The 15,559-nt window shown below is 41.8% G+C and carries 14 protein-coding genes, 10 tRNA genes and 1 rRNA gene; 24 read left to right on the top strand and 1 reads right to left on the bottom strand.

Annotation, left to right across the window (positions count from 1 at the left end; genetic code table 11):
- The first annotated feature begins 326 nt into the window (after positions 1–326).
- The 12 genes from rrf (at position 327) to rocF (ending at position 2,694) form a co-directional block, all read left to right on the top strand.
- Positions 327–443 (top strand): 5S ribosomal RNA (rrf, locus tag M3205_RS17485).
- A gap of 19 nt (positions 444–462) precedes the next feature.
- Positions 463–537, top strand: a tRNA-Asn gene (locus M3205_RS17490).
- A 36-nt stretch (positions 538–573) separates the two neighbouring features.
- Positions 574–646 (top strand) — tRNA-Thr (locus tag M3205_RS17495).
- Between the two features lie 27 nt (positions 647–673).
- A tRNA-Glu gene (locus M3205_RS17500) sits at positions 674–748 on the top strand.
- A 4-nt stretch (positions 749–752) separates the two neighbouring features.
- Positions 753–828: transfer RNA gene (locus M3205_RS17505), tRNA-Val, on the top strand.
- 5 nt (positions 829–833) lie between these two features.
- A tRNA-Thr gene (locus M3205_RS17510) sits at positions 834–909 on the top strand.
- A gap of 16 nt (positions 910–925) precedes the next feature.
- A tRNA-Tyr gene (locus tag M3205_RS17515) sits at positions 926–1,009 on the top strand.
- Positions 1,010–1,073: 64 nt separating this feature from the next.
- A tRNA-Gln gene (locus tag M3205_RS17520) sits at positions 1,074–1,148 on the top strand.
- A gap of 165 nt (positions 1,149–1,313) precedes the next feature.
- Positions 1,314–1,386: transfer RNA gene (locus M3205_RS17525), tRNA-Lys, on the top strand.
- A 67-nt stretch (positions 1,387–1,453) separates the two neighbouring features.
- A tRNA-Gly gene (locus tag M3205_RS17530) sits at positions 1,454–1,528 on the top strand.
- A gap of 3 nt (positions 1,529–1,531) precedes the next feature.
- Positions 1,532–1,607, top strand: a tRNA-Ala gene (locus M3205_RS17535).
- Between the two features lie 181 nt (positions 1,608–1,788).
- A complete protein-coding gene (rocF, locus tag M3205_RS17540) occupies positions 1,789–2,694 on the top strand; it encodes an arginase (protein WP_251171100.1) in 906 nt (301 codons plus the stop codon).
- A 41-nt stretch (positions 2,695–2,735) separates the two neighbouring features.
- Here the strand turns inward: rocF and M3205_RS17545 are convergent, their stop codons facing one another.
- A complete protein-coding gene (locus M3205_RS17545; protein WP_095245822.1) occupies positions 2,736–2,894 on the bottom strand; it encodes an aspartyl-phosphate phosphatase Spo0E family protein in 159 nt (52 codons plus the stop codon).
- 175 nt (positions 2,895–3,069) lie between these two features.
- On the opposite strand from M3205_RS17545, the gene sigW reads away from it, so the two are divergent.
- The 12 genes from sigW (at position 3,070) to M3205_RS17605 (ending at position 15,449) form a co-directional block, all read left to right on the top strand.
- Complete coding sequence (gene sigW / locus M3205_RS17550; RefSeq protein ID WP_061794087.1) at positions 3,070–3,633, top strand: RNA polymerase sigma factor SigW; 564 nt, start codon at positions 3,070–3,072, stop codon at positions 3,631–3,633.
- A 17-nt stretch (positions 3,634–3,650) separates the two neighbouring features.
- Positions 3,651–4,286, top strand: coding sequence for an anti-sigma factor family protein (locus tag M3205_RS17555; protein WP_251171102.1), 636 nt, complete (start codon positions 3,651–3,653; stop codon positions 4,284–4,286).
- 185 nt (positions 4,287–4,471) lie between these two features.
- Positions 4,472–5,299, top strand: coding sequence for a diadenylate cyclase CdaA (gene cdaA, locus M3205_RS17560; RefSeq protein WP_251171103.1), 828 nt, complete (start codon positions 4,472–4,474; stop codon positions 5,297–5,299).
- Positions 5,292–6,617 carry a CdaR family protein gene (locus M3205_RS17565; protein WP_251171104.1) on the top strand — a complete coding sequence of 442 codons (1,326 nt, stop codon included), beginning with the start codon at positions 5,292–5,294 and terminating at the stop codon, positions 6,615–6,617. The genes cdaA and M3205_RS17565 overlap by 8 nt, the downstream gene beginning before the upstream one ends.
- Before the next feature lie 34 nt (positions 6,618–6,651).
- On the top strand, positions 6,652–8,001 hold the full coding sequence (gene glmM, locus M3205_RS17570) for a phosphoglucosamine mutase (protein ID WP_251171105.1): 1,350 nt from the start codon (positions 6,652–6,654) through the stop codon (positions 7,999–8,001).
- 257 nt (positions 8,002–8,258) lie between these two features.
- Positions 8,259–8,513, top strand: a complete 255-nt coding sequence (locus tag M3205_RS17575) for a hypothetical protein (RefSeq protein WP_251171106.1) — start codon at positions 8,259–8,261, stop codon at positions 8,511–8,513.
- A complete protein-coding gene (gene glmS / locus M3205_RS17580; protein WP_251171107.1) occupies positions 8,480–10,282 on the top strand; it encodes a glutamine--fructose-6-phosphate transaminase (isomerizing) in 1,803 nt (600 codons plus the stop codon). The genes M3205_RS17575 and glmS overlap by 34 nt, the downstream gene beginning before the upstream one ends.
- Before the next feature lie 320 nt (positions 10,283–10,602).
- A complete protein-coding gene (locus M3205_RS17585) occupies positions 10,603–10,992 on the top strand; it encodes a ribbon-helix-helix protein, CopG family (protein ID WP_251171108.1) in 390 nt (129 codons plus the stop codon).
- A 584-nt stretch (positions 10,993–11,576) separates the two neighbouring features.
- On the top strand, positions 11,577–12,530 hold the full coding sequence (locus tag M3205_RS17590; protein ID WP_251171109.1) for an ABC transporter permease: 954 nt from the start codon (positions 11,577–11,579) through the stop codon (positions 12,528–12,530).
- Entirely contained in the window at positions 12,520–13,473 is a 954-nt protein-coding gene (locus tag M3205_RS17595; protein ID WP_251171110.1) for an iron chelate uptake ABC transporter family permease subunit, read from the top strand. The genes M3205_RS17590 and M3205_RS17595 overlap by 11 nt, the downstream gene beginning before the upstream one ends.
- A complete protein-coding gene (locus M3205_RS17600; RefSeq protein WP_251171111.1) occupies positions 13,470–14,237 on the top strand; it encodes an iron ABC transporter ATP-binding protein in 768 nt (255 codons plus the stop codon). Before M3205_RS17595 ends, M3205_RS17600 begins: the two co-directional genes overlap by 4 nt.
- A 201-nt stretch (positions 14,238–14,438) precedes the next feature.
- The gene (locus M3205_RS17605) at positions 14,439–15,449 is read left to right on the top strand and encodes a siderophore ABC transporter substrate-binding protein (RefSeq protein WP_251171112.1); all 1,011 of its coding nucleotides are present in this window, start codon (positions 14,439–14,441) and stop codon (positions 15,447–15,449) included.
- The last annotated feature ends 110 nt before the right edge of the window (positions 15,450–15,559 follow it).

A 15,559-nucleotide genomic window follows, 5' to 3' on the forward strand; every position in this document is an offset into this window, starting at 1 on the left:
TCAGGTTGATAGGTCAGAGGTGGAAGCGTGGCGACATGTGGAGCTGACTGATACTAATCGATCGAGGACTTAACCAAAACGAAAAGCAGAGGCGACTGTTCAACTTCGAGAGACGTTGGAGAGCCGGCCATTCAAATCCTTGGGATTTGGAGGGACGGATCGAAACGGCCGAGAAGTTAGGAGCCGAAGCTAGACAAGTCATATTGGTGAATACTCGGCAAATTCTTCTTCATACATTATCTAGTTTTGAGGGAACGAAAAAATGAAATTTCCTCTTGAAAAAAACTTTAAAAGAAAGTATAATCATACTTGTCTTTTGAAAATAGTCTGGTGGCGATAGCGAGAAGGTCACACCCGTTCCCATACCGAACACGGAAGTTAAGCTTCTCAGCGCCGATGGTAGTTAGGGGCTGTCCCCTTGTGAGAGTAGGACGCTGCCGGGCTGTTTTATAATACCACTTTTCCGCAGTAGCTCAGTGGTAGAGCATTCGGCTGTTAACCGAACGGTCGCAGGTTCGAATCCTGCCTGCGGAGCCATTTTCATAAAGCCCCTTATGGGAATTATGAGCTGCTGCTTCCATAGCTCAGCAGGTAGAGCACTTCCATGGTAAGGAAGAGGTCACCGGTTCGAGCCCGGTTGGAAGCTCTCTTAATGTAGACAACTAGAATACTAGGCCCCTTGGTCAAGCGGTTAAGACACCGCCCTTTCACGGCGGTAACACGGGTTCGAATCCCGTAGGGGTCACCATACTGGAGGATTAGCTCAGCTGGGAGAGCATCTGCCTTACAAGCAGAGGGTCGGCGGTTCGATCCCGTCATCCTCCACCATATTTGCCGGTGTAGCTCAATTGGTAGAGCAACTGACTTGTAATCAGTAGGTTGGGGGTTCAAGTCCTCTCGCCGGCACCATCTGTTTTTCGTAGATGGAGGGGTAGCGAAGTGGCTAAACGCGGCGGACTGTAAATCCGCTCCTTCGGGTTCGGCAGTTCGAATCTGCCCCCCTCCACCACTTATACTTAATAAAAACACAAAAACTGGACAAGCTATGAATGTCCTTTTTATTTTGTAATTATTGGGCTATAGCCAAGCGGTAAGGCACCGGACTTTGACTCCGTCACTCGCAGGTTCGAATCCTGCTAGCCCAGCCATTTTTGTTTTAATTGTATGAGCCATTTGCTCAGTTGGTAGAGGATTTTAAAAGATTGCAGCATCGAAGCATTACTGCTCTGAAAGGCAAGTTTTTAAAATCTGCGACAAAGACCAAAGGGTTTTGAAGCACATCTATCGAAGTTTAGGCAACAGAATTATAGTATGAGCCATTAGCTCAGTCGGTAGAGCATCTGACTTTTAATCAGAGGGTCGAAGGTTCGAGTCCTTCATGGCTCACTTTATAGAAAAACGCAGACCTTGGGAATCGAGTCCTGAAGGTCTTACTTGCAAATAAAAATATGCTGCGGAAGTAGTTCAGTGGTAGAACATCACCTTGCCAAGGTGGGGGTCGCGGGTTCGAATCCCGTCTTCCGCTCCAAATGGGGCCTTAGCTCAGCTGGGAGAGCGCCTGCTTTGCACGCAGGAGGTCAGCGGTTCGATCCCGCTAGGCTCCACCAGCATACATAATACACCATTCCTTAAACCATACGGGTTTAAGGATTTTTTATTTTATAAATATCGGATAACCAGGACTTTCACCCTAGGCAGCCGTATATATATACACAATTTTGTCGAGTTGAGTCATATGTTTGAAAGCGGTTAAAATATAGATATGAAGGGAAAGGGAGGACTTGTATTATGATTAGACAGAAATTATCGATAATTGGAATGCCGATGGATCTTGGTCAGATGAGACGCGGTGTGGATATGGGGCCAAGTGCTATTCGCTATGCCGGAGTGAATGAACGTTTAAAATGTTTATTTGAAGAAATCCAGGATCAAGGCGATATTGCTATTGGCCGCCCGGAGGTTCAAATCGATCCAAATTCAAATCTTAGAAACTTGCACCTTATTGCTGAAAAAACAGAGATGCTTGCAGAAAAAGTTGATCACGCAATAAAAGACGGTTCTTTTCCATTAGTGCTCGGCGGTGACCATAGCATCGCGATTGGAACATTGGCAGGGGTATCGAGGCACTATAAGAACCTTGGGGTAATCTGGTATGATGCTCATGGTGATTTAAATACAGCTGAGACATCACCTTCAGGAAACATACATGGAATGCCGCTTGCTGTAAGCCTGGGTATGGGCCATCCGCTTTTAACAAATGTGGGGGGATATGGTCCAAAGGTTAAGCCCGAGAATATTGTCATTATTGGGGCAAGGTCATTGGATGAAGGAGAACGGGAGCTTATTAAGGAAAAAGGCATTAAAGTATACACCATGCATGAAATTGACCGACTTGGAATGACAAAGGTTATGGAAGAGTCTATTACATATTTAAAAGAAAGAAATACAGATGGTGTTCATCTGTCTCTTGATTTGGATGGGTTGGATCCGCATGATGCACCGGGTGTTGGAACTCCGGTAATTGGCGGCATCAGCTACCGTGAAAGTCACTTGGCCATGGAGATGCTTGCAGAAGCACAAATCATAACATCGGCTGAATTTGTAGAAGTTAACCCCATTTTGGATGACAAGAACAAAACAGCTACTGTAGCAGTCGCACTTATGGGTTCACTATTTGGCGAAAAGCTTCTATAATAAAGGAAAATAAAGAAGAGCAGAACATTGACAAGTTCTGCTCATTTTTTTGCTGTGAGTGTATAATATTTATTTAGAAGTTCATCAAGTTTAATGCTGACATCCACTACCATGTGATCTGTAAAAGAACCGGAAGCTGCTAACTGAATCATTTTAGTCCGGCAATCCTCAATATCTCTCAATAATTCCTTAACACACACCGTAACCAATCCTTTTCGGTAAATTTAGTACTTTTATACCCTAAAAGAAAAAAAGTAAACCTGTATAAGTTAAAATTTGTTAATATAGAAATTGAATGTTTTTTTAATTAAAATGAAACCTTTTCCGCTATCGATTCGTATTATCGATTAGCCGCACTGGAGCGGAGGTAAAAAAATGGAGACAATCGTAAAGAAGAGGATAAAACAAGTATTAAAAGGCGACCAGGATGCTTATGCTGAAGTTGTTGAAATATACAAAGATAAAGTTTTTCAGATTTGTTACAGAATGCTGGGAAACAGGCATGAGGCGGAGGATATCGCTCAAGAGGCTTTCTTAAGGGCTTATGTAAACATTGCCAGCTTTAATATTGACTTAAAATTTTCCACATGGCTCTATCGGATTGCCACAAACCTTTGTATAGACAGAATCAGAAAAAAGAAGCCTGATTATTATCTGGATGCAGAGGTCGCCGGAACGGATGGACTGAACATGTATTCTCAAATAGCTTCAGATGCAAGGCTGCCGGAGGATGATGTAGAAAGCCTCGAGCTGCAGGAAACAATCCAAAGAGAAATATCGAAGCTTCCTGAGAAATATCGTTCGGTTATTGTTCTAAAATATATTGAAGAATTATCGCTGAACGAGATCAGTGAAACACTCGACCTTCCATTGGGAACCGTAAAGACCCGGATCCACCGCGGCCGGGAAGCTCTTAGAAATCAATTAAGATATGTTTAATAAAGAGGGTGAGAACTTTGAAATGTCCAGCAGAAATGGTTGTTTATATGCACGAGTACCTAGATGAAGAGATCTCAGCCGAACATGAGAAGGAATTAAGGGCACATCTGCAAACCTGCGGGGAGTGTCAAACTCATTTCCATGAACTAAAGAAAACAATTGCTTTAGTCCAAAGCACTTCACATATACAGGCACCTGAAAATTTCACGGCAAATGTTATGGCGAAATTGCCAAAAGAAAAACGGAAGGTTGGAGTTCAGCGCTGGTTCAGGCATCATCCGCTTTTAACGGCGGCGTCACTCTTTCTTGTTCTGATGATGGGAAGCGTTGTATCTTCCTGGGATCAGGATCACCAATTATCCTTTTCTAAGCAGCCGAACCTTGTGGTGCAAAACGATAAGGTGATTGTACCTGAAGGTGAAGTGGTAAAAGGCGATGTAGTGGTAAAGAACGGCGACTTGGAAATTCAGGGCGAGATTGACGGGAATGTTACCGTCATCAATGGGCAGCAGTATATGGCTTCTGCAGGCAAGGTTACTGGAGAAATTGAAGAGGTTGATGCCATATTCGAATGGCTATGGTATCACATTAAAACGGCCGTTAAGGATGCTGTGAATGTCTTTGAAACCGGAGAAACAGACAAAGAAAAGTAGTCAAGCATACTAAGAATCCCTGCTTTATAGCAGGGATTCTTAGTATGCAAAGGGCAATGCTGATTTTTCCAGATAGCATATGCTGTTTCAAAATTGGAATTAGTGATGAATATGATATAATATGAAAGTTACATAAAGGAACAATAGGCATTTTGCTTTTGAAATATATATTTGGAGGAAGGATAATGTCGTTTGCGGATTTCTCTATTTTGAAATTGTTGGCTAATACAATAGACATTCTCCTTGTCTGGTACGTCATCTATAAACTCATAATGATTGTTAAAGGAACAAAGGCTGTTCAATTGCTGAAGGGGATTTTTGTCATTATCCTGGTTAAAGTAGCAAGCGACAAGTTCCATCTGCAAACATTAGGGTGGATGATGGAACAAGTGCTTTTATGGGGATTTCTGGCCATCATAATCATTTTCCAGCCGGAGCTGCGAAGAGCACTTGAGCAATTGGGAAGAGGAAGGTTCTTCTCAAGGACGGCTAATCAGGAAGAAGAAAATCAGGAGAAACTGGTCGAGTCTATTGCGAAGGCTGTAGATTATATGGCTAAACGGCGCATTGGCGCGCTAATATCAGTTGAGCGGGAAACTGGGCTGAACGATTATATTGAAACTGGTATCGGGCTGGATTCCAAAATTTCTTCTGAGCTCCTGATAAATATATTTATACCGAATACACCTCTGCATGATGGGGCCGTTATCATTCAAAGGAATTGTGTGGCGGCAGCCGCCTGTTATCTGCCTCTGTCAGAAAGTCCTTTCATTTCAAAAGAACTGGGTACCAGACATAGGGCAGCTTTGGGCATAAGTGAAGTAACTGACAGCATTACCATTATCGTTTCTGAGGAAACAGGAAGTGTCTCCTTAACCAAAAACGGGGAGCTGCACCGTGACTTAAAAGCGGAGGCTTTTAAAGATATGCTTTCAAATGAATTGCTTGTTCAGCAGAAAATTAAGCAGACTTCTTCAGGTCTTTGGAACTGGAGGGGGAAAAAGAATGGATAAGTTAATTGATAAAATGGTAGATACCCGCTGGTTTATGAAAATTGTTGCCTTGATTCTTGCCCTTTTTCTATTTGATTCTGTATATGATTCGGATAAGGAATTAAAGGAAATAAACGTTCCAGGCCAGCAGGATTCAGCCATTATTGAAGATGTCCCGGTGAAAAGCTATTATGATACGGAAAACCTGGTCGTAACCGGTATGCCGGACACAGTTGATTTGAGTATGAAGGGCCCGAAAAGCCACCTTGAGTCAGCGAAAAAACAGCAGAACTTTGAAGTATATGTAGATTTGACGAATGCAGAAATTGGCTCGCAAAGAGTAGAAATTAAGATTCGTGATATCTCAGATAAACTGGATGTGACCATTAATCCTCAATATGCAGATGTGACCGTACACGAAAAAGTCACCCAGGAATTTAAAGTGGATGCAGAATTTAATAATAGCCTTCTTGCTGAGGGCTATACGGCTGAAGCGGCATCTGCAGAACCAAAGACGGTTAAAATTACGGGGGCCAAAGAAGTAATCGAGCGGATCAGTTTTGTTAAAGCGACTCTTGATGTCAAGGGTCCTATAACCGAGACAATCGCTGATGATGCAACCGTCAGGGTATTGGACCGTGAGATGAATAAGCTTGATGTCATTGTGGAGCCTCAGGCCATTCGGGTAACAGTTCCGGTTAAGCAGTTAAGCAAGACGGTGCCAATTACGATTGTCCGTAACGGGGAACCACAGGATGGGGTAACCATTAATTCGATTAAACTTGATGTTAATGAGGCTTCTATAACTGGCCGTGAAGATATATTGAGTGAGACTGAAAGTGTCAGGGTAGAGGTAGATGTCAGCAAGATTGGGGAAGATACTGTGCTCACCCTGCCGGTTATTATTCCGGATGGCGTTTCAGCAGTAGATCCTAAAACAGTGAAGGCTTCAATTGATGTCAGCACTAAGGAAAATGCAGAAACAGAAGAAGAAGAGGAAGAGAAAAGCACAGAGAAGCCTGCAGAAGAAACACAGGCACAGGACCAAGAGGTAACCAAGACCTTTTCAAGCCTGTCCATTAACTTAGCCGGCTTATCCGAAGAATATGAGGCGGCCCTTAAAAATCCTGCTTCCGGAAAGATAAGTATCACGGTAACCGGGAAAAGCAGCACAGTTCAGGATCTCAAAGCGGACGACTTTAATCTGTATTTGAGCCTAGCAGACCTTGGAGAAGGTGACCATGAGGTGCCAATCAATATAGATGGCCCTTCTGGGGTGGATATAAAGCCTGCTGCAGGTAAAGCGAACATAACAATAACAAAAAAAGAAGAAGTTTAATATAGTTTTTAAAGTTAGAAGGAGAGATTATAAAATGGGTAAATATTTCGGTACAGATGGAGTACGCGGAGTTGCAAATAGTGAATTGACACCGGAGCTGGCCTTTAAGCTGGGCCGCTTTGGAGGTTATGTATTAACGAAGGACCATGATCGTCCGAAAGTATTAATCGGCCGGGATACCCGTATTTCAGGCCATATGCTGGAAGGTGCACTTGTAGCAGGGCTATTATCAATTGGAGCAGAAGTTATGCGCCTTGGAGTCATTTCAACTCCCGGAGTTGCTTATTTAACAAAAGCACTGGGGGCAGAGGCTGGAGTCATGATTTCCGCTTCTCATAATCCGGTTGAAGATAATGGAATCAAGTTCTTTGGCCCGGATGGGTTTAAACTTTCCGATGATCAGGAAGCGGAGATTGAGGAATTAATGGATATGGCAGAAGATCAGCTTCCAAGACCAGTCGGAGGAAGCTTGGGGCAGGTAAATGATTACTTTGAAGGCGGCCAGAAATATCTTCAATACTTAAAGCAGACAGTTGATGAAGATTTCTCCGGTATTCACATTGCGCTTGATTGTGCGCATGGAGCAACTTCGCCGCTTGCGACGCACTTATTTGCTGACCTTGATGCAGATCTTTCCATGATGGGTGCATCTCCCAATGGCTTAAATATCAATGCAGGAGTTGGGTCTACTCATCCTGAGGCACTATCTGCTTTTGTAAAGGAAAGAGAAGCAGATGTTGGTCTGGCTTTTGACGGAGACGGAGACCGTTTGATCGCCATTGATGAAAATGGCGATATTGTGGATGGCGACCAAATCATGTATATTTGCGGAAAATACATGAAAGAACAAGGAAGGCTTAAGCAGAACACAGTCGTTTCTACTGTCATGAGCAATCTTGGTTTTTATAAAGGGCTGGAAGCCAACGGGGTCGAAAGTGTACAGACAGCTGTAGGTGACCGCTATGTTGTGGAAGAAATGAAGAAGAATGGCTATAACCTTGGCGGAGAACAGTCAGGACATATTATTTTCCTAGACTACATCACAACGGGAGATGGACTTTTGACTGGGCTTCAGCTAGTGAACATTATGAAGGTAACGAAAAAGCCATTATCTGAGCTTGCGAACGAAATGAAGAAATTCCCACAGAAGCTTGTGAATATCCGTGTAACAGACAAACACCATGTGACAGATAATGAAAAAGTAAAAGAAGTCATTTCACAGGTTGAAGAGGAAATGAACGGAAACGGCCGCATCCTTGTCCGTCCTTCCGGAACAGAGCCGTTGGTCCGCGTCATGGCAGAAGCTCCAACAGGTGAGCTATGTGCTTCATATGTAGAGCGCATTGCAGTTGTTGTAGAGAGTGAAATGGGATTAAAAGAGTAAAAAGCACAATTCATATGCATAAGGGAACTCCTGAGCTCCCTTATGCATATTTTTATATATGGCAGACACTATCTGTCCTCAGATATTTGTTGACGGAAGTCTGACTTTGATGTATGATTGTCCTGTTTTTGTATTTAAGAATACAGGACATCCTTATTCAAGAAGAGAAAGGTGGATAGTGAGAAAGATTAGTAATGTTAAAGCGCCTGAACTGATCCTGGACGTAAGGATTAGTTGACGAGGAGGAGGTTTATCGAATGTTCGGCGGATGCCTCCCGGTTGAAAGCACAACCGATGATTTCTTCTTTAAAACATTCAGGCAACTGAATGGACAAAGAGAAGGAAATGCTAAAATTAAAAAACGCTCTTACAAAAGGCTGTATGTCTTACAGAGAGGCGAAGATAAAAAAACAGAGATAAGGGGCAGGACTGCCCCGAAAAGGCTTCTTGCCCCTTCATTATTAGGAGGAAAAGAAGTATGTGTGGAATCGTTGGATATATCGGAAGTTTAGATTCAAAAGAAATTTTATTAAAAGGCTTGGAAAAGCTTGAATATAGAGGATATGATTCTGCTGGAATCGCAGTTATGAATGATAATGGCGTTCAGGTTTTCAAGGAAAAAGGCCGTATTGCGGACCTTCGCAATATTGTGGATAAAGATGTAATGGCAAACACAGGAATTGGACACACCCGCTGGGCGACTCATGGTGTGCCAAGCACAGTCAATGCCCATCCCCATCAAAGCAATTCCGGCCGCTTTACGCTGGTTCATAATGGCGTAATTGAGAACTATGACATCTTAAAGCGCGAATATTTGCAGGGAGTAGCTCTTCAAAGTGATACAGATACAGAAATCATCGTTCAGCTGATTGACTTATTCGTGAGCGAGGGATTAAGCACTGAAGAAGCGTTCCGTAAAACGCTGACACTTTTAAAAGGCTCTTATGCCATAGCTCTTTTGGATGCTGAAAACAATGAAACGATTTTCGTAGCGAAAAACAAGAGCCCGCTTCTGGTTGGATTAGGCGAAACTTTCAATGTAGTCGCTTCTGACGCAATGGCGATGCTGCAGGTAACTGATCAATATGTTGAACTGATGGATAAAGAAATCGTTATTGTCACAAAAGATGCTGTTCAGATTCAGACACTGAATGGTGAGTTTATCAGCCGCGATCCATATACAGCTGAATTGGATGCAAGCGACATTGAAAAAGGAACATACCCTCACTACATGCTGAAAGAAATCGATGAGCAGCCTTTAGTGATGCGCAAAATCATTCAGAAGTATCAAAATGATCAAGACGAGCTGACGGTCGACAAGGAAATCGTTGACGCAATGAACGATGCTGACCGCATCTATATTATTGCTGCAGGAACTTCTTATCATGCAGGACTTGTTGGAAAGCAGTTTATTGAAAAGATTGCAAAAATCCCAGTTGAAGTTCACATTTCAAGTGAGTTTGGCTACAATATGCCATTGCTTTCAGAGAAGCCGTTATTTATCTTTATCTCTCAAAGCGGTGAAACAGCAGACAGCCGTGCCGTGCTTGTAAATATTAAGGAAATGGGCCATAAGGCGTTAACGATTACAAACGTTCCAGGTTCAACTCTATCCCGTGAAGCGGATTACACATTATTGCTTCATGCAGGCCCTGAAATTGCCGTTGCTTCTACAAAGGCATATACAGCCCAGATTGCTGTATTATCCATTCTTGCAGAAGTGACTGCGAAAAGCCGTGGATTGGAGCTTGACTTCAACCTTGTCCAGGAGCTTGGCATCGTTGCGAACGCTATGGAAGTGCTTTGTGATGCGAAGGAAGAGTTCGAAGACATTGCTCGCAAATTCCTTTCTACTACTCGCAATGCGTTCTTCATTGGCCGTGGAATCGATTTCTATGTTGGTCTTGAAGGTGCACTTAAACTGAAAGAAATCTCATATATTCAAGCTGAAGGCTTTGCAGGCGGAGAATTAAAGCATGGAACCATTGCTCTAATCGAGAATGGTACGCCAATCATTGCCTTGGCAACTCAAGAAAGTGTTAACTTAGGCATTCGCGGCAACGTCAAAGAGGTTGTTGCCCGCGGCGCTAACCCTTGCATCATTTCCATGAAAGGGCTGGAAACAGAAGAAGACAGCTTTATCATTCCGGAAGTGAACGAATTATTAACACCTCTTATCTCTGTAATACCATTACAATTAATATCTTACTATGCTGCGCTGCACCGCGAGTGTGACGTAGATAAGCCGCGTAACCTGGCTAAGTCGGTTACAGTAGAGTAAGAGATATTTCATCCTAAAACGAGTGAAAATTGGAGGTCTCCTCCGGTTTTCCTCGTTTTTTTCTTCAAAAGCGTGGCAGCAGGATTTTGGCGATAGGCGGAAGAATAAAGAATTCAATTAGTGTGGAAAGAAATCTCCATAGTAGATAAAGAGCCTAATTGGGTATGTAATAACCTATGAAACAGGCAGGTGCGGCCAATGTTTTAGCCGAAAGTGTTCCCAACCCCCTTTACATGCAGCGAATTCAGTCAGGATTTACAATCGTTTTCTCAAAGGGTATGATTTTTATTGATTAGTTAATAGATTATAGGAGCGGTATAATGAAAGAATTAACATTTAAATCGTACGACCAATTTCTTCAATTTAACGAGCATAAGGCGATGGAAAAAGCGATCATGAAGGGGCTTCAGGGAGATGAGCTGGAGCTCTTCAAGCTTGACTTTCTGCAAAGGGCCAAAACCATGTGGAAAGAGTATGATTGTGATCTTTGGCTGGAAAAACACGGATATGTCATCATAAATGTATGGAAAGATGGCAGCGGCAAAAGAAAAGTGACAAGAGGAAGACCGAAAAAACTGGATTCTGAAAAATATTCGCACACTGTCCATGTAAGATTGGATGAAGAAACATATCGGCAGCTGACGAATCACTGCCAGGAGAATCAGATCGACGTATCTGAAGCTATTCGGGTTCTGATTAAAACACTATAGAGGCAGGAATGGGAGATTCAACTTTCGGGTTTGAGTCTCCTTTCCTGTATATGGCCTTACTAAAACAAGGAAAATATTAGACAATTGCAGAAACTTGCTATCTTCCTCTTTTCTTTTATTATTTTTTGTGATACATTAATTGTGCAGAGATAGTGATAATCATTTTCAATAAACAAAATAATCTATACATATCTAAGTTCTTTTTTTTAACCATTTAATGATAATGATTATCATTATTCAAAAAATAGTTTTGTAGAAAGGCTGTTTTCGCAAAGTTTTGTTGCTATTTGTATTATATTTACGGAGTTGATTGGAGCTGAAGGTGCGAGATCCTCGAAAATGCATTCGCATTTTCTTCGTGCGGTGTTTACTCAAGGTAGCCTATTCAACGTCCTACGGGAGTAGCGGGACAGGAGAGAGCCCGCAGACGCGCAGCGTCGAGGAGGCTTTTCGCCTGCCCCGTGGTTCGCTGAGCATCCTCTTGCTTCAATTAACGGAAAACATCGATAAGCGAAAACAACAATTTATACGAAAAGAGCCTATAGAAAAGATTTCTGATAAAAAACACGTTATGAGGGTTAAAAATGAGATTATGGATGTTAGGAATTGCAGCCATCGTTCTGTCTTTTATCTCGCTGTTTATCGGTGCAATAAATATAACGCCTATGGACCTGCTTGATTGGGAATCAGATGAAACACATATCTTCCTTATCAGCCGCATTCCCCGGTTAATGGCGATTATATTAGCGGGGGCAGGAATGAGTATTGCCGGTTTAATTATGCAGTCTTTAAGCCGGAATAAGTTTGTATCACCGACTACTGCCGGAACATTGGATGCAGCAAAACTGGGTATTTTGATTTCTATGCTGTTTTTTACAAATGTTACTTATACACAGCAGGTTATTTTTAGCTTTGCCTTTGCTTTAGCAGGTACATTTCTCTTCATGCAGATTTTAGATCGTATAAAATTTAAAGATGTTATTTTCGTTCCGTTAATCGGAATTATGTATGGAAATATACTATCTTCGATTACTACGTTCCTTGGATATGAAGCGGATCTGCTGCAAAATCTATCTTCCTGGCTTATGGGAAGCTTTACCTTGATTATTGCCGGCCGCTATGAGCTTTTATATGTCAGTATTCCAGCTATTGTTCTGGCGTATATTTATGCGAATAAATTTACGGTTGCCGGAATGGGGGAGGATTTTGCCAGAAATCTTGGCTTAAGCTATAAGCTGGTACTGAATATTGGCCTGGTCCTTGTTGCGGTTATCTCAACAACGGTGGTTCTTACTGTCGGGGTGATTCCGTTTTTAGGACTAATCGTTCCCAATATTGTTTCCTTATATTTAGGCGACAACCTGCGCAAAACGATTCCGCATACAGCGGTGCTGGGAATTGTCTTCCTACTAATATGTGACATTTTGGGGCGCATCATCATTCATCCCTATGAAATTCCGGTTAATGTGACAGTGGCAGTGATAGGCAGTGCTATCTTCTTAACGATGCTGCTAAGGGGGAGAGCATATGCGAAATAGTACAAAACTGATCATGTTAACAGCTATTGCCATTGTGTGTATTTTGTTATATGGCTTTTATGATATTAAAGGCGGCTTTGATTATGCTTTTCCAAAGCGTATGCTCCGGGTCACAGCGATGATTATTACAGGAATCGCCATTGCTTATTCTACCGTTGTGTTCCAGACCATTACACATAACCGCATTTTAACACCTTCTGTTATGGGCCTTGATTCCATGTATCAAGTGGTACAGACATTAATCTACTTTTTTGCAGGGTCAATGTCAGTGTGGGTGTTAAATAAATACTTGAACTTTGGTGCAGCTATTTTAGCGATGGTCATCTTTGCACTGATTTTATATCGGTTTTTGTTCAGGGCTGATAAGCATCCCATCTATTTTCTTCTCTTAATAGGGATGATTATAGGAACACTCCTGGGGAGTTTTGTCACATTCCTGCAGGTATTGATCGATCCAGTTGAATATTTAAGTCTTCAAAGCCGGCTGTTTGCGACCTTTACAAATGTAAAAGCGGAGTTATTATTTATTTCAATTGGCATTCTCGCCCTGGCATTTCTCTATGGCTACCTGATTATGGGGAAGCTGGACGTGATGTCGCTTGGCCGTGAAAATGCGATGAATCTTGGCATTAATTATGACGGTATGGTGATGAGAATTTTAATCTTATCATCCGTTTTAATTGCCACATCCACAGCGCTTGTTGGCCCAATCACCTTTTTGGGGCTGATTGTTGCCAATCTTTCTTATCAATATTTGGTGACATACAAACACTCCATCCATATATTAGGGGCAAGCCTGATCAGTATCATTGCATTGGTCGGCGGTAATTTCCTTGTGGAACATATATTTGAGCTGCGTACGACATTGAGTGTCATCATTAACTTTATTGGCGGTATTTACTTTATCTATCTATTACTAAAGGAAAGTAGGGCAGCAGGATGATTGAAATCAAGGGATTAACAAAACAATTTGGTAAAAAGCCTGTTGTAGAGGATGTTACAGTCACAATCGAGCCGGGGACCATCACCTCTTTTATTGGACCGAATGGTGCCGGCAAATCTACTCTTCTTTCTATGGTAAGCCGTTTATTAGAAGCAGATACAGGTGAGGTATTACTCGATCAAAACAATGTTAAAAAGTGGAAGTCCTCGGATTTTGCTAAGAGAGTATCCATTTTGAAACAGGCAAACTACCTTAATGTGAGACTAACAGTGCGTGAGCTGGTGTCATTTGGGCGCTACCCCTACTCAAAAGGACGCTTGTCCGCTGCAGACGAAAAGTTTGTTGATCAAGCCATTGAATATATGAATTTAGCTGATATGGAAAATAAGTATTTAGATGAATTATCAGGCGGTCAAAAGCAGAGGGCATTTATTGCCATGGTCATTGCTCAGGATACGGATTACATCCTGCTGGATGAGCCTTTAAATAATCTGGATATGAAGCATTCTGTTCAGATTATGAAAATTTTGCGCAAGCTAGTTGATGAACTTGGAAAGACAGTTGTCATTGTTTTGCATGACATAAACTTTGCATCTGTTTATTCTGATCGTATTGTAGCCCTAAAGGATGGCCGGCTGATGAAAAATGGGCCGACCAGTGAAATCATTAATTCTGATGTGCTTCGTGAAATATATGATATGGAGATTCCTATTCAAGAACAGAATGGCTGCAGGATCTGTGTCTATTTTAACTCACATACATAAGCGGCAGATTCCTGGAGAAAACTACTGCATTTCTCCAGGAATCTGCTTGTCTTGCATGTCATGTTTTTGTAGTGCTGGAAAATAATTTAATAAAATTTACGGAAAGTTATTGACTAATAAAGATTATTGAATAATAATTATCATCATAATTGATAATGATAATCGATATCAATAAAACATAAAAAGGGAGAGTTAAGAGAAATGAAAAAGATATTTTATGCAATTCTAGCTGCAATGGTATTATTGCTTGCCGCATGTGGGTCTGCTGAAGAGGCTTCAAAAGAAGAATCAGCTGGTAAAGCTGCAGCTGGCCAATCTGAAGAAGGAAACGCTGCATATCCCATGACTGTTTCTCCGACAGTTGCTTCAGTGGAAGGCGATGAAGGTACAACTAATTTTGAAGATGTAGAATTTGAAAAGATGCCGGAAAGAATTGCGGTATTTGATTATGGTTTCTTAGATACATTGGATGCTCTGGGTGTTAAAGGAATTGTTGGGGTTGCGAAGGATTCCACTCTGCCTGCCCACCTTGAAAAGTATGCTTCAGATGAGTATGAAAGTGTTGGGGGATTAAAGGAACCATTACTTGAAGATATTGCTGAAATGGATCCGGACGTAATCTTTATCTCCGGGCGTCAGTCAGCATTCTATGAAGAATTAAAAGAAATTGCTCCTGTTGTGTTTGTTGGTACATCTGACGCTGACTACTGGAACACATTCCAATCTTCTGTAGACCTGGCAGCGAAAATGTTTGATAAAGAAGCAGAAGCTCAAGAATACACAGCAAAATTTGATTCAGCTTTAGAAGAAATCAAAGCCTTAGCCGGAAACTACGAAAGCACATTAGTAACTATGTACAATGAAGGCAAATTATCAGGTTTCTCAACGAATTCCCGCTTTGGCTACATCTATGACATATATGGATTTAAGCCGGTAACAGAAGATATCGAATCTTCTTCTCACGGTTCTAACTTCGGTTTTGAAGCCATCCTGGAATTTAATCCACAAGTGTTATTCGTAATTGACCGTACAGCAGCAGTTGGCGGCAACTCTAATATTAAAGCTGATATGGAAAATGAAATCGTTAAGAAAACAGATGCTTATAAAAATAAAAAAATCGTTTACTTGGATGGACCACTTTGGTACCTGAGCGGAGGCGGTTTACAATCAGAACTTGCTAAAATTGAAGAGGTCTTAGCTGAGCTGAAATAAATAATATGCTCCCTTTATTGGTAAGCTTCTACGCTGCTGATATCAATGTCAGGAGCAAGTTAAATAACATTATGCGCAATCGATAATACAAAAAGGCAGGATGCTCACTA

The sequence above is a fragment of the Cytobacillus firmus genome, assembly GCF_023715565.1.
Taxonomy (GTDB): Bacteria; Bacillota; Bacilli; order Bacillales; family Cytobacillaceae; genus Cytobacillus; species Cytobacillus firmus_C.